Origin of the sequence: Mesorhizobium sp. Mes31 (assembly GCF_024519675.1) — a bacterium.
Taxonomy (GTDB): Bacteria; Pseudomonadota; Alphaproteobacteria; order Rhizobiales; family Rhizobiaceae; genus Mesorhizobium.
In genome coordinates this window covers 1-21,071 of sequence record NZ_JALJRL010000004.1, presented here as the reverse complement: position 1 = coordinate 21,071, position 21,071 = coordinate 1, and the positions used below count along the sequence as shown (strand labels likewise).

The 21,071-nt window shown below is 60.1% G+C and carries 23 protein-coding genes and 1 tRNA gene; 13 read left to right on the top strand and 11 right to left on the bottom strand.

Translation table 11 applies throughout. The features are described 5' to 3' along the window. The first annotated feature begins 23 nt into the window (after positions 1-23). From glpD to NR193_RS07875, 10 genes are all read left to right on the top strand, one after another. On the top strand, positions 24-1,550 hold the full coding sequence (gene glpD / locus NR193_RS07920) for a glycerol-3-phosphate dehydrogenase (protein ID WP_256750325.1): 1,527 nt from the start codon (positions 24-26) through the stop codon (positions 1,548-1,550). A 42-nt stretch (positions 1,551-1,592) separates the two neighbouring features. Continuing rightward, positions 1,593-2,672, top strand: coding sequence for an ABC transporter ATP-binding protein (locus NR193_RS07915; RefSeq protein WP_256750324.1), 1,080 nt, complete (start codon positions 1,593-1,595; stop codon positions 2,670-2,672). Between the two features lie 9 nt (positions 2,673-2,681). Beyond that, positions 2,682-3,749 carry an ABC transporter ATP-binding protein gene (locus tag NR193_RS07910; RefSeq protein WP_256750323.1) on the top strand — a complete coding sequence of 356 codons (1,068 nt, stop codon included), beginning with the start codon at positions 2,682-2,684 and terminating at the stop codon, positions 3,747-3,749. Then, positions 3,750-4,616: a carbohydrate ABC transporter permease gene (locus NR193_RS07905; RefSeq protein ID WP_256750322.1), complete on the top strand. Its 867-nt coding sequence runs from the start codon at positions 3,750-3,752 to the stop codon at positions 4,614-4,616. It abuts the gene before it with no gap. A gap of 37 nt (positions 4,617-4,653) precedes the next feature. Further along, on the top strand, positions 4,654-5,538 hold the full coding sequence (locus NR193_RS07900; protein WP_256750685.1) for a carbohydrate ABC transporter permease: 885 nt from the start codon (positions 4,654-4,656) through the stop codon (positions 5,536-5,538). Beyond that, complete coding sequence (locus tag NR193_RS07895) at positions 5,538-5,870, top strand: hypothetical protein (RefSeq protein WP_256750321.1); 333 nt, start codon at positions 5,538-5,540, stop codon at positions 5,868-5,870. Before NR193_RS07900 ends, NR193_RS07895 begins: the two co-directional genes overlap by 1 nt. Continuing rightward, positions 5,870-6,157 carry a DUF2160 domain-containing protein gene (locus tag NR193_RS07890; RefSeq protein WP_256750320.1) on the top strand — a complete coding sequence of 96 codons (288 nt, stop codon included), beginning with the start codon at positions 5,870-5,872 and terminating at the stop codon, positions 6,155-6,157. The genes NR193_RS07895 and NR193_RS07890 overlap by 1 nt, the downstream gene beginning before the upstream one ends. Positions 6,158-6,236: 79 nt before the next feature. Further along, positions 6,237-7,964, top strand: a complete 1,728-nt coding sequence (locus tag NR193_RS07885; RefSeq protein WP_256750319.1) for an ABC transporter substrate-binding protein — start codon at positions 6,237-6,239, stop codon at positions 7,962-7,964. A 92-nt stretch (positions 7,965-8,056) separates the two neighbouring features. Next, positions 8,057-9,550 (top strand): glycerol kinase GlpK, encoded by a 1,494-nt coding sequence (glpK, locus tag NR193_RS07880; RefSeq protein ID WP_256750318.1) that lies wholly within the window; start codon positions 8,057-8,059, stop codon positions 9,548-9,550. Between the two features lie 34 nt (positions 9,551-9,584). Further along, on the top strand, positions 9,585-10,061 hold the full coding sequence (locus NR193_RS07875) for a DUF6882 domain-containing protein (RefSeq protein ID WP_256750317.1): 477 nt from the start codon (positions 9,585-9,587) through the stop codon (positions 10,059-10,061). 102 nt (positions 10,062-10,163) lie between these two features. On the opposite strand, the gene NR193_RS07870 is transcribed toward NR193_RS07875, so the two are convergent. After that, positions 10,164-10,634 carry a BA14K family protein gene (locus tag NR193_RS07870; protein ID WP_256750316.1) on the bottom strand — a complete coding sequence of 157 codons (471 nt, stop codon included), beginning with the start codon at positions 10,632-10,634 and terminating at the stop codon, positions 10,164-10,166. A 302-nt stretch (positions 10,635-10,936) separates the two neighbouring features. Between NR193_RS07870 and NR193_RS07865 the strand changes: the two genes are divergently transcribed. Beyond that, positions 10,937-11,012, top strand: a tRNA-Lys gene (locus tag NR193_RS07865). Positions 11,013-11,188: 176 nt separating this feature from the next. Continuing rightward, on the top strand, positions 11,189-11,704 hold the full coding sequence (locus tag NR193_RS07860) for a hypothetical protein (RefSeq protein WP_256750315.1): 516 nt from the start codon (positions 11,189-11,191) through the stop codon (positions 11,702-11,704). 129 nt (positions 11,705-11,833) lie between these two features. Here the strand turns inward: NR193_RS07860 and NR193_RS07855 are convergent, their stop codons facing one another. The 5 genes from NR193_RS07855 to NR193_RS07835 form a co-directional block, all read right to left on the bottom strand. Then, entirely contained in the window at positions 11,834-12,550 is a 717-nt protein-coding gene (locus NR193_RS07855) for a DUF3800 domain-containing protein (RefSeq protein WP_256750314.1), read from the bottom strand. Between the two features lie 280 nt (positions 12,551-12,830). Next, complete coding sequence (locus tag NR193_RS07850) at positions 12,831-13,217, bottom strand: hypothetical protein (RefSeq protein WP_256750313.1); 387 nt, start codon at positions 13,215-13,217, stop codon at positions 12,831-12,833. A gap of 3 nt (positions 13,218-13,220) precedes the next feature. Beyond that, positions 13,221-13,742: a hypothetical protein gene (locus NR193_RS07845; RefSeq protein ID WP_256750312.1), complete on the bottom strand. Its 522-nt coding sequence runs from the start codon at positions 13,740-13,742 to the stop codon at positions 13,221-13,223. A 15-nt stretch (positions 13,743-13,757) separates the two neighbouring features. Then, positions 13,758-14,483: a hypothetical protein gene (locus tag NR193_RS07840; protein WP_256750311.1), complete on the bottom strand. Its 726-nt coding sequence runs from the start codon at positions 14,481-14,483 to the stop codon at positions 13,758-13,760. Between the two features lie 116 nt (positions 14,484-14,599). Continuing rightward, a complete protein-coding gene (locus NR193_RS07835) occupies positions 14,600-14,983 on the bottom strand; it encodes a hypothetical protein (protein WP_256750310.1) in 384 nt (127 codons plus the stop codon). 635 nt (positions 14,984-15,618) lie between these two features. Between NR193_RS07835 and NR193_RS07830 the strand changes: the two genes are divergently transcribed. Further along, positions 15,619-15,993 carry a hypothetical protein gene (locus NR193_RS07830; RefSeq protein ID WP_256750309.1) on the top strand — a complete coding sequence of 125 codons (375 nt, stop codon included), beginning with the start codon at positions 15,619-15,621 and terminating at the stop codon, positions 15,991-15,993. 177 nt (positions 15,994-16,170) lie between these two features. Here NR193_RS07830 and NR193_RS07825 read toward each other — a convergent pair whose 3' ends face one another. The 5 genes from NR193_RS07825 to NR193_RS07810 all read right to left on the bottom strand — a co-directional run bounded on the left by NR193_RS07825 (position 16,171) and on the right by NR193_RS07810 (position 19,737). After that, positions 16,171-16,479, bottom strand: coding sequence for a DUF6074 family protein (locus tag NR193_RS07825; RefSeq protein ID WP_256750308.1), 309 nt, complete (start codon positions 16,477-16,479; stop codon positions 16,171-16,173). Positions 16,480-16,497: 18 nt separating this feature from the next. Next, entirely contained in the window at positions 16,498-17,487 is a 990-nt protein-coding gene (locus NR193_RS07820; RefSeq protein ID WP_256750307.1) for a hypothetical protein, read from the bottom strand. A 22-nt stretch (positions 17,488-17,509) separates the two neighbouring features. Continuing rightward, a complete protein-coding gene (locus tag NR193_RS33615; protein WP_375162694.1) occupies positions 17,510-17,755 on the bottom strand; it encodes a helix-turn-helix transcriptional regulator in 246 nt (81 codons plus the stop codon). 64 nt (positions 17,756-17,819) lie between these two features. Beyond that, entirely contained in the window at positions 17,820-18,452 is a 633-nt protein-coding gene (locus tag NR193_RS07815; protein ID WP_256750306.1) for a hypothetical protein, read from the bottom strand. After that, a complete protein-coding gene (locus NR193_RS07810; protein WP_256750305.1) occupies positions 18,445-19,737 on the bottom strand; it encodes a site-specific integrase in 1,293 nt (430 codons plus the stop codon). The genes NR193_RS07815 and NR193_RS07810 overlap by 8 nt, the downstream gene beginning before the upstream one ends. Positions 19,738-21,071: the final 1,334 nt, after the last annotated feature.

Genomic DNA, 21,071 nt, shown 5'->3' with positions numbered 1-21,071 from the left:
ATGCGAAATCGTTGGAGGAACTTGTGGACGCATCTCCGATCCGTGACATTTTCGTCATAGGTGGCGGCATCAATGGGTGCGGCATTGCCCGCGATGCCGTCGGACGTGGCTTTTCCGTCTTTCTTGCCGAGATGAACGACCTGGCCAGCGGGACGTCCTCGGGCTCGACCAAGCTGATCCATGGCGGCCTGCGCTATCTCGAGTTCTACGAGTTTCGTTTGGTGCGTGAGGCGCTGATGGAACGCGAGGTTTTGTGGAAGAACGCTCCACATATCATCTGGCCGATGCGTTTCGTGCTGCCCTATGCACAGGGCCTGCGGCCCGCCTGGCTGATCAGGCTCGGTCTCTTTCTCTACGACCACATTGGCGGGCGCAAACTGCTGCCGGCGACCAGGACGCTGGATATGGCCAGGGACCCGGCCGGCAAGCCGCTGAAACCGCTTTTCAAGAAGGCCTTCGAGTATTCGGATGGCTGGGTCAACGATGCGCGCCTGGTGGCGCTCAATGCCCGGGATGCCGCCGATCGTGGCGCAACGATCCGAACCCGCACGAAGGTGGTTGGAGCGCGCCGCGAAGGCGGCGTGTGGACAATCAAGATCGAGAACCTGCAGACCGGGGAGATCGAAGAGATCAAGGCACGGCTGCTGGTAAATGCCGCCGGGCCATGGGTCGATCATGTGCTTTCCGGCGTCGTCGGCCTGAACGATGTGCACAATGTCCGCCTCGTGCAGGGCAGCCACATCGTCATCAGCAAGAAGTTCGACGATCCGCGCGCCTATTTCTTCCAGAACAAGGATGGCCGCATCATCTTCGCCATTCCTTACGAGGACGAATTCACGCTGATCGGCACCACCGACCAGGACTACCCCGGCGATCCGCACGACGTGAAGATCAGCGAGACCGAGATCGATTATCTGTGTGCCGCGGCGAGCGAATATTTCGCGCAGCCGGTCAAGCGCTCGGACATCGTCTGGACCTATTCCGCCGTCCGTCCGCTCTACGATGACGGCGCCTCCAAGGCTCAGGAGGCAACGCGCGACTACGTGCTGAAGTCCGATGGCGGCGAGGGCACAGCTCCGATCGTCAATGCCTTCGGCGGCAAGATCACCACCTATCGCCGGCTGTCGGAATCAATGCTGGAGAAGATCGAGGGCTTCCTCGGCAAGCGTGGCAAGCCATGGACGGCAAATGCACCGCTGCCGGGTGGCGATTTTCCGGCGACCGGTTTCGACGCCGAAGTGGCAAAACTGAAATCAGCCTATCCGTTCCTGGATGCGCGCATGGCCCGGCGGTTGACCCGGCTTTACGGGACACGCGCCCGGACACTGCTCGGCCTTGCCAGGTCGAATGCCGATCTCGGCCGCAGCTTCGGCGCCGATCTCTACGAAGCCGAGGTGCGTTATCTCGTTGAAAACGAATGGGCCGTCACGGCCGAGGATGTGCTGTGGCGCAGGACCAAGCGCGGCCTGCATCTCGGCCGCGAGCAGGCGGCGGCGCTTGATGAATTCATGCGCGGAATAAGCCGGCGGCATGTCGTGGCCGCCGAATGAAGCGGGCTTGGAACTGATGCGGAAGGCCTGGGAGGAGGCGTCATGCTGGAACTGAGAAACGTCACCAAGACGGTCGGGGCGGCAGAGCATATCCGCGATGTGTCGCTGACGCTTCAGCACGGCTCGCTCAACGTTCTGCTCGGGCCGACGCTATCCGGCAAGACCAGCCTGATGCGGCTGATGGCGGGTCTCGATGTGCCGACCTCCGGTTCGGTCTGGTTCGACGGCCAGAATGTCACCGGCGTGCCGGTGCAGAAGCGCAAGATCGCCATGGTCTACCAGCAGTTCATCAACTATCCGGCGATGACCGTCTACGAGAACATCGCCTCGCCGCTGCGGGTGGCTGGCGTCGAGCAGGCCAGGATCGACAGCCAGGTGCGCGAAGCTGCAGCGCTGCTCAAGCTGACGCCCTATCTCGACCGCACGCCGCTCAATCTGTCGGGTGGCCAGCAGCAGCGCACCGCGCTCGCCCGTGCCATCGTCAAGAATGCCAGCCTGGTGCTGCTCGACGAGCCGCTGGCCAATCTCGACTACAAATTGCGCGAGGAACTGCGCGCGGAGCTGCCGAGGATTTTCGCCGCCGCCGGCACCATCTTCGTCTACGCCACGACCGAGCCGCATGAGGCGCTGCTGCTCGGCGGCAACACGGCAACGTTGTCGGAAGGCCGCATCACCCAGTTCGGACCGACCATCGACGTGTTCCGCAGGCCGATCGATCTGGTGACGGCCAGGACCTTTGCCGATCCGCCGCTCAACACCATCGTGCTGGCCAAGAAGGGCGCCGACTTCCTGCTGGAAGGTGGCGTCAAGCTGCCGGTGCCAGCGGAGCTCGTCGGCATCGCCGATGGCAACTACACGGTCGGCTTCCAGCCGCATCATCTTTCGCTTGAGCGGCCCAATGCCGCCGCCGTGCCGGTGCGGGCGAAGGTGACGATCACCGAGATCACCGGGTCGGAGAGTTTCATCCATCTCGACTTCGCCGACGTCCGCTGGGTCATGCTGACCCACGGCATTCGCGATTTCGAAACCGATGAGGTGGTCGAGGTGTTCATCGACCCGCGCCACATCATGGTTTTCGACGAGCACGGTCGCGCCGTGACCGCACCCAAGCTGGCGGCATAGGAGGGCGATATGGCGCGCATCGACGTCAATCACATCCGCCATTCCTATCTGCCGAATCCGCGGAAGGATGCCGATTTCGCCTTGCGGGAAGTGCATCATACGTTCGAGGACGGTGGCGCTTATGCGCTGCTCGGGCCTTCCGGCTGCGGCAAGACCACGCTGCTCAACATCATTTCGGGCCTGCTTCATCCCTCGCACGGCCAGTTGCTGTTCAACGGCAGGGATGTGACCAATCTGTCGACGCAGGAGCGCAACATCGCGCAGGTGTTCCAGTTCCCCGTCATCTACGACACCATGACCCTCTACGACAATCTGGCCTTCCCGCTGCGCAACCGCGGCGTGCCGGAAGCCGACGTCGACCGCAAGGTGCGCGAGACGCTGGAGATGATCGACCTGGCGTCCTGGGCAAAGAAGAAGGCGAGGGGCCTGACCGCAGACCAGAAGCAGAAGATATCGCTCGGCCGTGGACTGGTGCGCTCCGACGTCAACGCCATCCTGTTCGATGAGCCGCTGACCGTCATCGATCCGCACATGAAGTGGGTGCTGCGTTCGCAGCTGAAGCAGCTGCACCGCCGCTTCGGCTACACCATGGTCTATGTCACGCACGACCAGACCGAGGCGTTGACCTTCGCCGACCAGGTCGTGGTGATGTTTGATGGCGGCATCGTCCAGATCGGCACGCCGGCGGAACTGTTCGAGCGGCCGCGCCACACCTTTGTCGGCTATTTCATCGGCTCTCCCGGCATGAACGTCATGCCGGTGGCGATTGATGGCAAGACGGCGACCCTCGGCTCGCAACGGATCGAACTGCCGGGCGAACCCAAGGCAGGCGGCGGAGCCATCGAGCTTGGTATCCGTCCCGAGTATGTAAGACTTGGCCGCGATGGCATGTCCGTATCCATCAGCAAGGTGGAAGATGTCGGCCGCCACAAGGTGGTGCGCGCCAAGCTGGAGGGCCGCGACATCGCCGCCGTCATCGGCGAGGACGAGACGGTCCCCGCCGATCCGAAGGTGCGGTTCGACCCGGCCGGCATCAACATCTATGCCGATTCCTGGCGTGTCGAGATGGGGGCATAGATGGACAAGACCTGGAACAACAAGGCCTGGTTCCTGGTGCTGCCGGTGCTGGTGCTGGTGGCGTTCTCGGCCGTCATCCCGCTGATGACCGTCGTCAATTATTCGGTGCAGGACACGTTCGGCAACAACGTCTTCTTCTGGGCCGGCACCGAATGGTTCGAGGAACTGCTGTCCTCGAGCCGCTTCTGGGAAGCGATGGTCCGCAACCTGATCTTCTCCTTCATCATCCTGGCCATCGAAGTGCCGCTCGGCATCTTCATCGCGCTGAACATGCCGAAGAAGGGCTGGGGCGTACCGGTCTGCCTGGTGCTGATGGCCCTGCCGCTGCTCATCCCGTGGAACGTCGTCGGTACCATCTGGCAGGTGTTCGGGCGCAACGACATTGGCCTCCTCGGCTACTACGTCAACGCGCTGGGCATCGACTTCAACTATGTGCAGGACCCGTTCGACGCCTGGGTCACCATCATCATCATGGATGTCTGGCACTGGACCAGCCTCGTCGTGCTGCTCTGCTATGCCGGCCTGGTCTCCATCCCCGACGCCTTCTATCAGGCGGCCAAGATCGACGGTGCCTCGCGCTGGGCGGTGTTCCGCTACATCCAGTTGCCCAAGATGCAGCGCGTTCTCCTGATCGCCGTGCTGCTGCGCTTCATGGACAGTTTCATGATCTACACCGAACCCTTCGTCGTCACCGGCGGCGGTCCGGGCAATTCGACGACCTTCCTGTCGATCGACCTCGTCAAGACGGCGCTTGGCCAGTTCGACCTCGGTCCTGCCGCGGCCATGTCGCTCGTCTACTTCCTCATCATCCTCCTGTTGTCATGGGTGTTCTACACCGTGATGACCAACTACGACGCGGAGCGCTGAGATGGGCGGCGCCAATGAACGGACCGAGCGGAATGCGATGAACGGATCGGCCGCCGCGGAAGGTCTCGCCAGTTCGCTGTCGCATAGCGATCTCGACAGGCGCATGCGGCGGCGCGGCGAGGAGTCGCGCTGGTGGTGGATCGTGCCGACGCTCTACATCATCGTGCTTTTGCTGCCGATCTACTGGCTCATTAACATGAGCTTCAAGACCAATGCGGAGATCGTCTCGTCGCTGACGCTCTACCCGCACGCGCCGACGATCGCCAATTACGTCACCATCTTCACCGATGCGTCCTGGTATTCGGGCTACATCAACTCGATCACCTATGTGGTGATGAACATGGTGATTTCGGTGGCGGCGGCATTGCCGGCGGCCTACGCCTTCTCGCGCTACCGCTTCCTTGGCGACAAACATCTGTTCTTCTGGCTGCTGACCAACCGCATGGCGCCGCCGGCGGTGTTCGCGCTGCCGTTCTTCCAGCTCTATTCCGCCTTCGGCCTGATCGACACGCATATCGCGGTGGCACTGGCGCACTGCCTGTTCAACGTGCCGCTGGCAGTGTGGATTCTCGAGGGCTTCATGTCGGGCGTGCCGAAGGAGATCGACGAGACCGCCTATATCGACGGCTATTCATTCCCGCGCTTCTTCGTCAGGATCTTCATGCCGCTGATCGCCAGCGGCATCGGCGTCGCCTGCTTCTTCTGCTTCATGTTCTCGTGGGTCGAATTGCTGATCGCGCGCACGCTGACGACCACCGATGCCAAGCCGATCGCCGCCACAATGACGCGTACGGTTTCGGCCGCCGGCATGGATTGGGGCCTTCTCGCCGCCGCCGGTGTCCTGACCTTGATCCCCGGCGCGCTGGTCATCTGGTTCGTGCGCAACTACATCGCCAAGGGCTTCGCCCTGGGGAGGGTGTGATGGCGGAAGGAGCGATCAAAATCTCTGAACTGCGCGAGCTCGCGATCGGTTTGTTTGATTTTCTCGAAGGTCAAGGCTTCGACTGTATCGACGTGAAGCAAAGTCAGTACTGGAAGGTTTATTTCGCCGACGCGTTCGACCTCAGCCCTCCTGCCTTGGTGATGGGCGACGTGTACGACGATCTCAACGACGTGCGGGCAGAGGTCAAAGGCTCAAACGACGACACCGTCGCATGGCACGCATTTATGCATCTCTCCGGTCTTATGAATTTTGTCGCTTGCGCCGCTGAAAGCGGTCACCTGACGAAGCGAACGGCGATGGAGAAGCACTGATGAATTTCGACCTCACCTGGATGGCGTGGACGTGGCCGACGGCGGCCTTCTTCGCAACCATTCTGCTGCTGCTGTGCGGCATGGCGGTGTGGGAATACGCCTCGCCGGGCGGCAATCCGCGCGTCGGCATCCTGCGCTTCGAGACGACGCGCGGCGACCGCCTTTTCCTCTCGCTGCTTGGCAGCGCCTTTATCCATCTCGCTTGGCTGGGTCTTGTCGGATCCAACCTGTGGTGGGCTCTCGCTCTCTCCGTAGTCTACGCCATAGGCGTGTTCCGCTACGTATAGAGGGGGAAACTGTTGGAGCGACAGCGTGCCGGCCGCCGCTCCAGATCGCACTTGAAACCTGAAACAGTGGAGGAAACACATGCGACGGCAATTTTTAACATCAACGACTGCCCTTGTCCTATTGCTGGGCGCGGGCAATGCCTACGCGGGGATGGACGAAGCAAAAGCCTTTCTGGACAAGGAGATAGGCCCGCTTTCGACGCTTTCGCGCGCAGACCAGGAAGCCGAAATGCAGTGGTTTATTGACGCAGCCAAGCCGTTCGCCGGCATGGACATCAAGGTCGTCTCCGAAACCATCGCCACGCATCAGTATGAATCGCAGGTGCTGGCGCCGGCCTTTACCGCCATCACCGGCATCAAGATCACGCATGACGTCATCCAGGAAGGCGACGTCGTCGAGAAGATCCAGACTCAGATGCAGACCGGCCAGAATCTCTATGACGGCTGGGTCAACGATTCTGACCTGATCGGCACTCACTGGCGCTACCAGCAGGTGCGCAACCTGACCGACTGGATGGCGGGCGACGGCAAGGATGTCACCAATCCGAACCTCGACCTGAAGGATTTTATCGGCACCTCGTTCACGACGGCTCCGGACAAGAAGCTCTACCAGCTTCCCGACCAGCAGTTCGCGAACCTCTACTGGTTCCGTTACGACTGGTTCAACGACGAGAAGAACAAGGCGGACTTCAAGGCCAAGTACGGCTACGACCTCGGCGTTCCGGTCAACTGGTCGGCCTATGAGGATATCGCCGAATTCTTCACCGGCCGCGAGATCGACGGCAAGAAGGTCTATGGCCACATGGACTACGGCAAGAAGGACCCGTCGCTCGGCTGGCGGTTCACCGATGCTTGGCTGTCCATGGCCGGCAATGGCGACAAGGGCATCCCGAACGGCCTGCCTGTCGATGAATGGGGCATCAAGGTCGACGAGAATTCGCGACCGGTCGGCTCCTGCACGGCACGCGGCGGCGACACCAATGGTCCGGCCGCGGTCTATTCGATTCAGAAGTACCTCGACTGGCTGAAGGCCTACGCTCCGGCGGAAGCCCAGGGCATGACCTTCTCCGAATCGGGACCGGTCCCGGCGCAGGGCGCGGTTGCCCAGCAGATCTTCTGGTACACCGCCTTCACCGCCTCGATGGTCGACGCGGGCGCCAAGGCGGTGCTGAACGACGACGGCACGCCGAAATGGCGCATGGCTCCGTCGCCGCACGGTGTCTACTGGAAGGACGGCATGAAGCTCGGCTATCAGGACGTCGGTTCCTGGACGCTGATGAAGTCGACGCCGACGGATCGCGCCAAGGCCGCCTGGCTCTACGCGCAGTTCGTAACCTCGAAGACTGTCGACGTGAAGAAGAGCCATGTCGGCCTCACCTTCATCCGCGAGAGCACGATCCACGACAAGAGCTTCACTGAACGTGCGCCCAAGCTCGGCGGTCTGATCGAGTTCTACCGCTCGCCGGCGCGGGTGCAGTGGTCGCCGACCGGCACCAACGTGCCTGACTATCCGAAGCTGGCACAGCTCTGGTGGCAGGCGATCGGCGATGCGTCGTCGGGTGCCAAGACGGCGCAGGAAGCGATGGACTCGCTCTGCGGCGAGCAGGAAAAGGTCATGAGCCGCATCGAGAAATCGGGCGTCCAGGGCGATATCGGCCCGAAGATGGCCGAAGAGCATGATCTCGCCTACTGGAACTCAGACGCGGTCAAGAAAGGCAATCTCGCGCCTCAGCTGAAGATCGAGAACGAGAAGGAAAAGCCGATCACCATCAATTATGATGAGCTGGTGAAGAGCTGGCAGAAATAGGACTGTCTATGCGGGCGTTCGCGCCCGTGTGAAATTGGGGGAGGCGGCATGTTGCCGTCTCCCCTGGTTGTGTGAGGGCGGAGGACGTGGGAATGAGCGGTTTTGTGCTGGCAATCGACCAGGGAACAACATCGACCCGGGCGCTCCTGTTCGACGGCCAGATGAAAGTCGTTGGCAGCGGACAAAAGGAATTCACCCAGCACTATCCGGCTTCCGGTTGGGTCGAGCACGATCCCGAAGAGATATGGGCGAGCGTCGTGGCGACGGTGAAGGCGGCACTGAAGAAGGCCGGCCGGCATGCTTCCGAGATGGCGGCGCTAGGCATCACCAATCAGCGCGAGACCGTCGTCATCTGGGACAGGGCGACCGGCAAGCCGATCCACAATGCCATCGTCTGGCAGGATCGGCGCACCGCGCCGCTGTGCCACAAGCTCAAGAAACAGGGGCTGGAAAAGACATTTACGAAAAAAACCGGCCTGCTGCTCGATCCCTATTTCTCCGGCACCAAGATCGCGTGGATGCTGGACAAGGTGAAGGGGGCGAGGAAACGCGCCGAGAGAGGCGAACTGCTGGCTGGCACCATCGACAGCTTTTTGATCTGGCGGCTGACCGGTGGCAAGGTTCACGCCACGGACGCCACCAACGCCTCGCGCACGCTGGTCTACAACATCGCAGAGAATGCCTGGGACGACGAGCTCCTGGCCATCCTCAACATTCCGGCCAAAATGCTGCCGGAGGTCAAAGACTGCGCCGATGATTATGGAATCACGGAGAAAAACCTCTTTGGTGCCGAAATAAGAATTCTCGGCGTCGCCGGTGACCAGCATGCCGCGACCATCGGCCAGGCCTGCTTTGAGCCGGGCATGATGAAGTCCACCTATGGCACCGGCTGTTTTGCGCTGCTCAACACCGGTGCCGACCTGGTGCGCTCGAAGAACCGGCTGCTGACGACCATCGCCTACCGGCTGAACGGCAAGACGACCTATGCGCTGGAAGGCTCGATCTTCATCGCCGGTGCTGCGGTGCAGTGGTTGCGAGACGGCATCAAGGTGATCGGCAAGGCCGAGCAGAGCGGCAAGTTGGCGGCCGAGGCCGATCCGACGCAAAACGTCTATCTGGTGCCGGCCTTTGTCGGGCTCGGCGCACCGCACTGGGACGCCGAAGCCCGCGGCGCCATTTTTGGGCTGACCCGCAATTCCGGACCGGCGGAGTTTGCTCGCGCCGCCCTGGAAGCCGTGGCCTATCAGACGCGCGACCTGCTCGACGCCATGCGCAAGGACTGGAAGGGGGCCTCGGCCAAGACCGTGCTTCGGGTCGATGGCGGCATGGTGGCATCGGACTGGACCATGCAGCGACTGGCCGACATCCTCGATGCGCCGGTCGACCGCCCGACCATTCTGGAGACGACAGCGCTCGGTGCCGCATGGCTGGCCGGTTCGAGAGCCGGCGTTTGGCCAAAGGCCAGGGAGTTCACGAAAAGCTGGGCGCTGGAGCGACGGTTCCAGCCGGACATGGATGCTTCGACGCGTTCCGCCAAAGTGGCGGGTTGGCGCGATGCCGTGCGCAGGACGCTGAGCACACAGTAAGCACCCATCGGATGGTAGTTCTGGGGCGGAGGGAATGAAGTTGGACTGGTATCCTGCTTGGCGCGACGAGGCTATCGAACAGCTGAATGTCAAGAATGCACGCCTAGAAAAGGAGTTTCGGATCGGCACTTGGTCGCGCTATGACTACGATCTGACGGCCGGAACGCTTTTGTTCTCGCAGGACGGGGTCGTCAAGGTCGTCACCGAGATTCAGATTGCCGGTTCCACGAGTGCCAAGGCGAGTAACTGGCTCTGGGCTTGGGCAAATTCAAACCTGCCCAGCGAGCTCCTTAGCGACGCGAAGCAGGTTCGATCCTTCGGAGAGATGAATGGCGTTGACGAACTGGCCCAGCCCTATGTGACCGATGCGGACAATCAGCTGGAAGTGCTTGGTTGGGAACTCAGTGCAGTGATGTCTCGAATCTGCAACGGGTTGGGGGTTTATCGTTGCCCCAGCAGCGAAGGCGGGGGCCTTTATCTAATGTTCAAGAGCATCAACTGGGCAAGCTGAGGGGCAAACTGTTCGTCTTCTGACCAGTCGATCAAAAAGCCCGCGCCGTTACCGGCGCGGGCTTCTATTCAACACTCGTCAGCATCGATGCCTATCCCTGGATCAGTAGGGGGAGCGGCACTCCCGGCGAGGGCCGTAGTTCGGCTGGAAGGTGTTGTCCGAAGAGCGGTAGCTGCGATAGTGGTCGTAGCACCACTGGACATGCGCGTTGCCTTCATAGACGCGATTGTTCTCGCTGTTGATGATGGCGCCGGTGATCAGGGCACCGGTGGCGAAAGCAGCCAGCGGGAACCAGTTGTCGCCATGGCGACGATAGCCCCGATGGTATTCGCGATAGCCGCGATGACCGTTCCAGTAGACGCTGTTGCCGCTGTTTCGCGAAAAGGTCCGATTGCCGCTGAAATTGCGATTGCGGTGATTCTTCATCCATGGCTTGTAGTCAACGGTCTGCACATCGCTCGAAGCCGATGCAGGTTGCGGCACGAACATCTGCGCTGCATTGGCCGGCATGGCGGCCGCGGCGAACGAAACTGACAGGGAGGTCGCCAGTATACCCGATACGATCTTGTTCATTGTCTTCTCCTTCGAAGGGGTGATTGACGTCCCTTGTGACGAGACAACGGGCGATGCGGGGGAAGGTTCCTCGCCAAATGCCAAGTTACTGATTTGTAATGTTTCTCCAGCCCGTGCGCAGCGTAGGCGAGGGGCGTACAATGGCTTTGCCAAGGCCGTTTCTCTCCTGATTGAAGCGGCCGGTCAGGCACGGTGACAGTGCTGGGAAAGCCTGGCTTGCCAGCGCTCTTTTTCCGGTTGACCGGCCGAGGCACTCTCCCTATGTTCCGCGCAATTTCGAGGGCAGCCTTTCGCGCCCGCGGGAGCGCGTAGCTCAGCCGGTAGAGCAACTGACTTTTAATCAGTAGGTCATGGGTTCGAATCCCATCGCGCTCACCAAAATCCCAATAAAATCAATAAGATGTTGAAGGTCAGAGAGACAATCTCTGTGTCGGTAAATTTGTGTCCGCTCAGTGTCCGCAAATTGGGGCAGGGCGCCGAGTCATCGCCAGTCGCAACCGTTGCTTTCCACAGGTTTCCTGCGACTGTTCGTAATCACATAGAGGGAACCGAGCATGACGCCTGAACTCATAGTCGCAATTGTCGCACTCGTTGTCTCAGCAGTCGCTCTAGGCTTTTCTATCTTCTTTTGGCGACGGCAGTTTCGCCCGATCGTAACGGCGGCGGTCAAAACTCACAGCGGCGGGAACAATGGGATCGCCTACAATCTCATTGTGCTGAACTCGGGTTCAATTCCGGCTAAGAACGTCAGGCTCATACCGTACGACCCGGCAGCTCTCAAAGGTGCTTTAGGAGAAGGAGCCGACGAGGCTGGCAGAAAGGCCTGGCTCGCCTGTTTCGATCCGTCAACTTCAATCCCCCTGCTCCAGAATGGTGATCGGACATCGTGCTCATTTGGCATGACGCATAGGGATCCGCGGCAAAGCTTTTGGAAGCCGATGGCGGAGTTCCCCATCCGCGTCGAATATGAAGGCTGGTTCGGCGTAAGATACAACAAGGACCCTCCGCAAATCCTGCAGATCGCCGACTCCGATAGCTTCACTGGAGGGATGTGGGCGCCGGTGAAATAGAACAGGCCCGCCACCCTGAGGTAGCGGCTGGAAAGCTTAGTCAGAAAGAGCAATCCAAGCGGTTCAAGCAAGCCGCTCGGAAACTTGAGGCAGGTGAGAGTGGGGCCGGCTTTGATCGGGCTATTTGGACTATGTTGGGTAGTCGCCCAAAGTCTCACGCGAAAAAATAGTTGCGCTGAAGCGCTCTATTGAAGTCCTATCCCAATGCTCTGAATTGAAGTTCGGCTGACCGTCGGCACCTTTCGGCCAAGCGTGTCTAATTGGGCTTCCTTCGGTCCAAGGTTTTTCTCGTTGCATTTCGTAGTTGAAGAGCCACGCGATTAAATCAGCGGCTTGAAGCGGTATGGCAAATTTGTCGTCCGCAAAGGCGATAGATACAGCCCGCTCTCGGATGCCAGGATGCTTTTTCCGTATATCTGACCAGACTCGATAGAGCGCTTGCGCGCCGTTCTGGTCGTCATCGCACAAAAAGCTGACGAAGGGTATCTTCGACTTTTCCATCGCGTCCATAACGCGGGCGATAAGCCGGCCAAAGGCGAACTCCTTGAAGTTAATGCGTCGCGGGTGGTTTTGACCGATGTCCAAGTAGGCTCTTTTGTCGACGGAGATAACGGTTACGCCTTGGGTGCACTCGCTGATTACCTTCGAAAATTTAGCGATCTTGTCGAAGTTTCTTTTCTCCCCGGTGAAGTGCTCCTTGCAGTGGAGATAATCCAGTCCGATTGCTCTTAGCTCTTTCGTCCATCGTTCGCAGAATAGGTACCAGTCGTTTTCGGTCGTAGCGACCGCCGCAAAAGCGAAGATGTCCTTCCCGGCAATTTCAGTTTCGTCCACGAGGACGTGCATTTGCAGAGACCTTTGCGAGCGGGCGCCATATCGGTTCGCAAACCCCATCGGAACCGGCGGTATCATCTACCACAGCCCGCTTTGGGTACGCAGAGTACAATATTGGGACAATATTCCTCAGCGTAGGGGTCTCGGCAAGGTGGCGGCGACTTCTCTTCGATGAGCGAGCCTGCCTCTGATCAATAGTCAGTTGGTGTCACGCGTTGGACGCGCAACAAAGACCAATTCTGCCAACAGTTTAACTGAATCGCCGGCTGTCATTGGAGCAAGCGTGTCCGCGCTATGTCCGGACTTCCCGCGGCTGATTCAGCACGCCGGCCGCCCAGTTTGTGATCAGGCGAGCAACCTGAACCGCGCCTTGCCCTGGCGGGCATAGCCGCCGGATGGCGACGGGAGGATCGGCGAACTCAAGCTGGGTTATAGCCCCGGCGCGCTCCAGCCTTGCCAGGATCTTGCACACGAGCCGGTGGGACAACCCCGTCGCGATGCCGATTGCCGTCGCTGACGATGGCACTGACAGGCGGATCTTGGCGTTGTAGTGGCTGGCCAGGAATTGGCACACCTTGATCGCATCGGGATCGCCTTGGAAGGCGATCCGAGCCGCCCGGCGCCAGTCGCTCGGGCGGACCGCGTCGAGTCGCAAAACGTTGGCGGTGACGGCCGGCATTGGCTACGGCTGCTTTTTCAGATCGGCGATCATTCGGGCGAACTCGCCTGCCGCCTTCGTCGCCGGCATGTAGGCCGTACCTTCGTCAGTCGCCAACCATTGCTGGACCGCGGCGCTGACGCTTCGGAGCCCGAAGCCGTCGCGGACGAGAACGACATGCTCGCCATTTCGGTCGTCAGCCGGCTCGACCTCGAACGCCAGATCCTTGATCAGCACGGCGACGGCGCCCGGTTGCATGCGCGCTGACATGCCGGCGGCGTCGAGGGCGTTGCCGAGGGCGCTTCTGGCCAGCAGATCGTGCAGCTGCTCATTCTGCCGAGCGGCGGCCCTAGTGGCCTCCACCATGGCCGCGGCATGGGCCGCCTCGAGCGCGGCGACCTCGGCCTTGTGTGCGCCATAGGCGCGTGCCGCCGCTCGGGTCAGGACGAAGCCGCCGGCATCTGGCCGGTAGCAGTCGTGGAGATCGGCCGGCACGCCGTCCAGCGTCGCCAGCGTGGCGGCAAAGTCAAAATCATCGTCGGGCATTGGGCCACTCCTCGTTCAGCTTTGGTTGCCGGCGGCGATGGCGATCGCGACCGCTTCCGTGGCGCGCTGCGCAGCCGCGTCGGCGAGCCTCGCAGTTGGTGACTCGGTGTGGGTGGTCACAATCCCGACGAATGCCAAGCCTGCGCGCTGGCTTGCTTCGGCGGCCTTTTGCAAACGTGTGATCCGATCGATCTCGACCGGATACTTCTGGCGACGCCAACGATGGCGCACGGACTCAAGTTCGGTCGCACTCAACCCTGTTAGCAAAGAGTCCGCATTGAGCACGGCGGACAAAAATGCCTCATCGCCGGCCGCCAGGCGCCCGCCTATCGCCGTCGCGCGGGACTTGTCATCCATCTGGCGCAAAACGGCTCGCAGTTCACTGGCGCGAGCTTCCTCGATCGCGTTTCTTGGCTGAGCCGGCGCCCATGTCGACGCCGTCAGCCGAGCGACCTCCGCTCGAGTCCTCTCCAGCGCCGAATCGAGCCGAGCGACGCCGCGTTGCCCGATCGTCGTCGCGACAGTGCGCACCCTGACAGCGTTATCTTGTGCGGTTCGGGTTTTGTCGGCCGTGATCGTCCTGGCCAGTTGCTCGATCTCGGTCGCTGCTGACTGGGCCGCGCCGAGTGCGGCGGCCAGGCCATCGAGCTCTGGATCCGGCTCGACAGTGCCAGCTCGAGGATCCTTTTTTCGATAGCGCTCGACGTTCGCGGGATCGAGACTCGGCGACAATGCGGCCATGGCTTCACTCCGAACACAGCCTCCTACGAGAACGTTGCGCCCTGGCCATCAGGAGGCCTCATTGTGGCCAGGGCGCGCACCGCCGGCCCGCCAGCAACGGGCTGGCGGCGATAGATTCATCCAAATATCCGCAAGGGAGGAACCCTTTCCGGCCGGTCCGACGGCGGCCTGGCGCTATCGATCCCAAGGCTTTCGAAAAGGCGAGAAAGGGCATTTGCGAGCGTCACGTACGCGGTGCCATCGATAACCTCGCCGTTCGCCAGTCGGGCATCCTCGCTTTCGCATACCAGCGCTATGCTGGCGGCTCGCCGTGCCAAGATCATTTGTTCGTCGCGGACCGTGCCGCCGATAGCTGCGAGAATGCTGTCGAGAATCTCGGCGTATCGCCGGCCGCCGGCAGTGCGTCGATCGACGCCGCGCAAGGCCGGCCTGTTGAAGGCCGGGCTTTCGGCTTGGATTTCTAGTCTACCCTTGGCCTTTTTGGGCTGATTACGGGCCATACTTTGCACCTGACTCGGTCACTCAGATTCGAATGCTGCGAAAGTGTGGGGCAGTTCCGTCGAAATGCGAGGCGAAAAGCGTTCGAATGCTCGTTTGGAGGTCGTCCTTTCGGTTCAAGAAAATGCGCGAATAATTGGTTTTTCGGTGAAATTGCGGGAATCGCAGCAGGGACCAGCCACCGCGAGCACGTTGCCTGGCGCGCGAATTGGTGGTGTGGTGGTCGAAAAGGGGAGGATCTGCGGGTGCGGCGAGTTGATCTCCAGGCTTTTGCCAACGCGAAGCTAGATGACGCGGCGTTGCTGCTGGCTAACCACAGGTGGTCAAACGCCTATTATCTCGCTGGCTATAGCGTGGAACTAGGACTGAAGGCATGCGTCGCACGTCAGATTTCGGCAGACACCATCCCCGACAAGTCTATTCTTAAAGACGTCCTCACGCATGAGACTATGAGATTGATCGGCCTTGCAGGTCTCAGAGAAGACCTGCGAACTCAACAGGACGCGAACCCGGCGTTCGCCGCAAACTGGGCTATCGCGTTAGAGTGGTCACCAGATTCTCGATATCAGAATACCGATGCGATGTCGGCGCAGCAGCTGGTAGAGGCCATTTCACACGCGGCGGACGGAGTCCTTCCATGGATCAGACAGTATTGGTGAATCAAGCCCAAGCGCTTACGCGGCGTCTGGACGCCACGAAGGCGCGGCCCCGCGCGGTGATGTGGGTGCACCAACCCGACACTGACACTTGGCGATTGTGGATCGTGCCGGACAAGGCGATCAGCGACAAAAGAGAATTTTATCGCATCGTTGCCGAGACCATCACAAAGAATTATCCAGAAATGCACGGACTGGATGTCGGGGCTACCGAATTCATCAAAGCTGATCATCCTGCCATTAAGGGAATGGGGCGAGCGTTGAAGATGCCCGGAATAGGGGTTGCCCAATTCTCCGGAAATCGCTTCAACGGATACTACCTTCCGGACGGGATCGTCATCCGCATGGATTTGTAGCCGAAGCGCGTTCCGGAGTGGCCGAGCTACGGATACAGTGCGGACAAAAAGTCCCCCAGGCATGCTAATACGCCACGTCTGCAAGGGTTTGGTAGGCCCTCCAAACTGATTATCAATCAGAACATGGAATTTCAGCCTGTGGACGGCGGCGCCGGAATCCCCCGCCCAACATTGTCATCATGCCGCGCCCTCGCCGGAGCTGCCGGACGCCTGGCCTGCCGAAGGTCGTCGCATTTCGTAGTCGACGGCGTCGAAGAACGCTTTCAGTTCGGATTCAATCCTCGCCGGGGCGAGCCCCAGCGCTTGCATTTCCGCCGCAAGCTTCTCGCGCTCGCGACGCCATGGTGCCAAGCGCGCGTCGGGTTCATCGATCCCCAGTAGACGGGCCGCGACGCCGCGGATGACATGTTGCCGACGAGCGATCGGGAACCACTCAATCGACGCTGCGTCGAAATATGAAAACATCGAAGTCTGGTCGTTCGGCATGATCTTGATCCTCGGTCGTTAGCTCGAGCTGCCTCGAGACCGGCGCCTAAGCCGGTCGTCTGCCGCGCTGTCAGCATCGTGAGTTCGCGCCGGGTCACCAGGCGCGATTTTGCGAAAGGATGCGGGGCACACGGTTTCATTGGACGTTTGCGGGACCCCGGTCATCGGGCTCGCGCCCGTGCCCGGTATCAAACACCCTTCTACACCCTCCAAGGCGTCGGCTGATTGCTCGGTCTGGACAGGTGCGGCTACATTCCCGACAGGAGTCCTAGTAAGAGCCGGACCTGTCCGAGTGTCTTGCGCCGGACCTGTCCGAGGGCCGTCATGCGCGACGTGCGCCGGACCTGTCCAGTTTCTCCTTTTGCGCTCGAAATATGTAGATCGCGAGATCCCCAAAGCCACCCATGGCTCATCCTTTTCGGTTCTATGCTCGGCCAGCCATGTGGCACGATCTTTCGACTTGGCGAGGCGACGTTCCTCAGATTTTCGGCGCTTGTTTTCCTCCCTACGGTGGGCGGCAACGAGTGCCTTCTGCTCTGCTTTCGAGATATCGGATGCATCCATCGTCTTTATCGACAGCGAGCTCCGCTCAATCCATGTGAGACCGACGATTCGTCCTGCATCCTCGACGCTTAGGCCAAACCGCCGGCCCTCGATCTGGCGCCGGATCGGCTCCAAAACATCGTCGAATGCGACAAGCAGATGGGGAGCAAATCGCGCGCACCAGCCGTGCAGAACCTCTCCCAACGCGTTGCCTTCATCCATCACATTGGCGCAATAGCCGATCGCTGAAAGGTACGGTGTGTGGTCCACTCGCTCGGGAAGCGTCTTTCCAAACCTCAACTCAACCAGGGCCTCGATCTCACGCATCCGATGCAGCGCGCGATTGTACGGCTGTTTTTGACTCCGCGAGCTTTCGGCAACCACGACGTTGCCAACGGTATGAACGCCGGTTTTGCGCGCCTTGCGCCCAGCCGCGCCAGGCGGCGGGCCACTGTATGTTTTCATGGTGCTGGGTCTCAGGCTGCCCTCACGCGACCTTTCGGCGGGGATTTGGCCTGCGTTCCTTGCTCTCAATCCAGGCGCGCACGGAGGCCAGTCGATAGAGAATGCGACCGCCAAGCTCGACATATGGCAGTCCGTTTGGCTCATGCTGCCAACGGATCAACGTCCGTTCGCTAACTCCGAGTTCTGCAGCGAGGGCAGGGCGGGTTCGATAGTCGTCCAGTAGCTGTGACATGTGCTGTCGTTCCTTGGTGGTTTGGTGACAGCAGATGAATATTCACGCTATCGGCGTGGAGTCCAAAAGTCCCGGTTTCGGAAAATGCGCATTTCGCTGGTCAAGAATCGGACCGATCTGGGTTCACCGCCCGCCATGACGCAGCGACGGTCGAGGCGCTGTTGGGCTTGCGGCCTTCACTTTTGAGGTCTGCAGCTACATACTTCCAAGCGTTCGACTCCTTGTCGCCAGCATCCACGTATCGCTGGACACGCCCGCAGATTTCTTCGTCAAAAGCGGCGTTCTTGCGGATATCGAAAGCACGTCCCGCGCCACCGAATCCAAGCGCCTCTCCGGCAGCTTCGACCTGTCGAAAGCCTTTCTTTCGCTTGCCAGGGTTATCGGCAATGCCGACCAATCGATCTGATACAGCGAACAAGTATTGCATCAGCCAGGCCGGCAGAGGCAGATCAAAATCCCGGGCCAACTGAATGGCTTCCCAAGGCACCAGCGGCCGATCTCTCTGAAACTCAACCGCCATGGCTTCGAGCAGGTCGGGAATTTGCTCAATTCGCGCGAAACCATGCTCTGCGGCCATGCTCTCGGCCGTCCGCTTGAAGCTCGGCAAATCATCCCGCTCGAGCAAATTGCCGGTTTCAGGATGGCGGCCGGACAGAATGGCTTCAAGGCGTCGCTGGCGCTCTTGCTTGGCCTCCTCCGGCTCTTTCCAATCAATCGTGGCGAGGTCAACCATGGCGGGCCTCGCCATCCAACTGAACGATTTGAGCGCCGCCACCTTTGGCGGTCACGATCGCACCAGCCCTTTCGGTGGCCTGCCGCAACGGATCGTCCATGAGGTGCGCGTAGCGGTGCGTGGTGGCCGGCTGGGAGTGGCCTAGCAGCGCACCGATGATCGGCAGGGACAAGCCTGCCGACACCAAGACGCTGGCATAAGTGTGCCTGAGATCATGGACCCTCGCCGAAGGCTCTAGAACGACCCGCTCGCGGCCTTTGACGTCGGTCAGGGTGACCGGCATCACGAGACCCGCCGCGCGGCACAGATCGTGCCACGGGCCTTTGATCTCGATCCTGTGGGGGCTTCCGCGGCCGGGGAACACATACTCTGCGTCGTCGCTCGCCTTTTCCCGTAAATCCGACAGAAGCTGGCGGGCAGGGGCCGACAAGGGGACGCGATGCAAGGTCTTTTGCTTCGTAGTGCTTCCCGGCTTTGTCCAGACGCCCTCGCTTAAGTCTAGCTGCTCCCATCGCATCGCCATGACTTCACCGCGCCGCGCGCCGGTCAGGAGCAGCAGCCGGACGATATTCGCCGCTTGCTGGTCGTCGATTTCTAAAAGGGCCTTGGTCAGCTTCACCAGCTCTGCCGGGGACAGATATCGATGCCGCTTTTGTTCCTGATTTCGATCAATTCCCTTTGCGGGATTGTCGGCCCGCCATCCCCACTTGATACTCAGGTTGAGCATCCGCGACATCAACGCGACGGTTCGATTTGCGAGGTATGTCGCTCCGCGCTTTGAAATCTTCCGGTGAAGCGCATCAATATCGGAAAACGTGAGATCCGCGACGGCGTGATGCTTAAAGGCAGGCCTGATCTCGCGACGGATCAACGCCGCATAGTCGCGTTGTGTCGCCGGCCGAAGCTTTGTTTCCGCCTTGCCAAGTTTCGCACCTTCGACGGTGTCGGGCAGATACTCGTCGCGGAAGCGGTCGCACATATCAGCAACCGTCTTCGACGCCCGATCGGCGTCGACCTCTGCCATTGGATCGGCGCCGCTGTCGACACGCCTTTTTAGCTCCTTCGCCTCTTGCCGGGCGGCGTCTGTTTTCCAATCCGGCCAAGAACCGATCGTAATGCGGCGCTCGCGACCTTTGCGGGTTCGATAGTTGAGAATGAAGGATTTGTGGCCTGCGGCAGTGAGGCGCGCGCCGAAACCTTTTACCTCGCTATCGTAGAAAATCTTGCTGCCTTTGGCTGGCGCTGCCAGGGCCTTTACAATCGTTTCGGAAAGCTTTTCTGCCATGGCTCATTTCTCCCGTGTCCGCACTGTGTCCGTCAGCAAGGCGGCGAACGGAGTGCAGAAAATGACATTCTTTGGCAGACCGTGTCAAAGGATGGCATTTGAGAAACAATGGCTTGCGGCAGGAAACTCACAATTTGGTAATGAAAGCAGATGCTTAGAAATTGCGGCCAAAACGGACTTTTAATCAGTAGGTCATGGGTTCGAATCCCATCGCGCTCACCAATAAAATCAATGAGTTAGTAGTAAATTCGGCGTTATTTCACGCACCATGATGATTTACCGCAACTGCCGACGTTTCCTGAGAATCCCTTGGCGTTGGCGGGGATTCGGTGGCGCATGAATGGCGCACACGGGGCGGCAGGGGCTCGTTGGCGCGATGCGCCAGATCGGAATCTGCGTCTACCATCTTTCATGATGCTCGCCGAGTCTTTCAAACAATCCATAAATTGCCGATATTTATATTAGCAATGGCGCAACTAAGTGGGGTGACGATACGCGTGCCGTGCTAACCCGTGGTGTTGCCATGCAAAGCGATTTCGCTATAGCGCGAGAGCTTTTGGAGTGCGCACAAAACCGCCTATGCGGCCAAGACGAAACGAGCCGGAGCGTCTGTGCGAGGCTTGACGTGATGATTGAAGAAATAGCAGCCGCAGAATTCCAGAAGGCGCCATTGTTGACGATCGTGCCGTTTCCGCGAACGCGACTGCCGCATAGTCGGTAAATCTCTCCTTGTACTGGGGTGCCGCCCGTCAGGTCTGGGCAGAAATTGCCTCATCTCGATCGAACGAACGGTCGACTTGGGGCCATCTTTGCGAAAATGGATTCACTGAAGGAAGAGGCCAGGCCGCGTGCCAGACCTATATTGCTGAACCTCTGTATCGGGTGGCTTCCTTCCACAATACGAGCGTAGGTCTCGGAGTGCGTCCTTTCACCTCAAAGTTGCGGCCTTTATAACTCCCCTCCGCAATCCACACCGTTTTTGAACGTTGGTAGATCCTGATACCCCGTGCGCTCGCCCGCGCACACAGTTCTGCGTCGTTTCGATGCATGGTTTCGGCTCCGTTGCCCACTCAAATGTAGCTGACGCAAAGAAGATGCCGGACCAGTGTTGCAGCATGGTGTCGTGAGCCCTGACGTAAGGTAACGGCTCGTAACCCCGCTCAAAAGTCGACTTCCAGCCCCGTTCCGCTCCCGCTGCTGGCCCCAGGAATGACCGTGAAGAACACCGGATGGCGGTCGCGGCCCGCGGACTTCAATCTCGATCAGCCGAAAATTCCAGCTAGAGCGTTTCATGTTTTGACGGAAGCGTACCCGGCGTTTTCGAAGTAGTTCTT

Coding starts and splice junctions, on each gene's coding strand:
- NR193_RS07850 (WP_256750313.1), bottom strand. CDS start 13,217: ATGCCGGCCGTCACCGCCAACGTTTTGCGACTCGACGCGGTCCGCCCG.
- NR193_RS07905 (WP_256750322.1), top strand. CDS start 3,750: ATGGACAAGACCTGGAACAACAAGGCCTGGTTCCTGGTGCTGCCGGTG.
- NR193_RS07895 (WP_256750321.1), top strand. CDS start 5,538: ATGGCGGAAGGAGCGATCAAAATCTCTGAACTGCGCGAGCTCGCGATC.
- NR193_RS07845 (WP_256750312.1), bottom strand. CDS start 13,742: ATGCCCGACGATGATTTTGACTTTGCCGCCACGCTGGCGACGCTGGAC.
- NR193_RS07875 (WP_256750317.1), top strand. CDS start 9,585: ATGAAGTTGGACTGGTATCCTGCTTGGCGCGACGAGGCTATCGAACAG.
- NR193_RS07825 (WP_256750308.1), bottom strand. CDS start 16,479: ATGCCGAACGACCAGACTTCGATGTTTTCATATTTCGACGCAGCGTCG.
- NR193_RS07910 (WP_256750323.1), top strand. CDS start 2,682: ATGGCGCGCATCGACGTCAATCACATCCGCCATTCCTATCTGCCGAAT.
- NR193_RS07820 (WP_256750307.1), bottom strand. CDS start 17,487: ATGAAAACATACAGTGGCCCGCCGCCTGGCGCGGCTGGGCGCAAGGCG.
- NR193_RS07870 (WP_256750316.1), bottom strand. CDS start 10,634: ATGAACAAGATCGTATCGGGTATACTGGCGACCTCCCTGTCAGTTTCG.
- NR193_RS07915 (WP_256750324.1), top strand. CDS start 1,593: ATGCTGGAACTGAGAAACGTCACCAAGACGGTCGGGGCGGCAGAGCAT.
- NR193_RS07840 (WP_256750311.1), bottom strand. CDS start 14,483: ATGGCCGCATTGTCGCCGAGTCTCGATCCCGCGAACGTCGAGCGCTAT.
- NR193_RS07885 (WP_256750319.1), top strand. CDS start 6,237: ATGCGACGGCAATTTTTAACATCAACGACTGCCCTTGTCCTATTGCTG.
- NR193_RS07835 (WP_256750310.1), bottom strand. CDS start 14,983: ATGGCCCGTAATCAGCCCAAAAAGGCCAAGGGTAGACTAGAAATCCAA.
- NR193_RS07900 (WP_256750685.1), top strand. CDS start 4,654: ATGAACGGATCGGCCGCCGCGGAAGGTCTCGCCAGTTCGCTGTCGCAT.
- NR193_RS07890 (WP_256750320.1), top strand. CDS start 5,870: ATGAATTTCGACCTCACCTGGATGGCGTGGACGTGGCCGACGGCGGCC.
- NR193_RS07810 (WP_256750305.1), bottom strand. CDS start 19,737: ATGGCAGAAAAGCTTTCCGAAACGATTGTAAAGGCCCTGGCAGCGCCA.
- NR193_RS07855 (WP_256750314.1), bottom strand. CDS start 12,550: ATGCACGTCCTCGTGGACGAAACTGAAATTGCCGGGAAGGACATCTTC.
- NR193_RS07815 (WP_256750306.1), bottom strand. CDS start 18,452: ATGGTTGACCTCGCCACGATTGATTGGAAAGAGCCGGAGGAGGCCAAG.
- glpK (WP_256750318.1), top strand. CDS start 8,057: ATGAGCGGTTTTGTGCTGGCAATCGACCAGGGAACAACATCGACCCGG.
- NR193_RS07860 (WP_256750315.1), top strand. CDS start 11,189: ATGACGCCTGAACTCATAGTCGCAATTGTCGCACTCGTTGTCTCAGCA.
- NR193_RS07830 (WP_256750309.1), top strand. CDS start 15,619: ATGGATCAGACAGTATTGGTGAATCAAGCCCAAGCGCTTACGCGGCGT.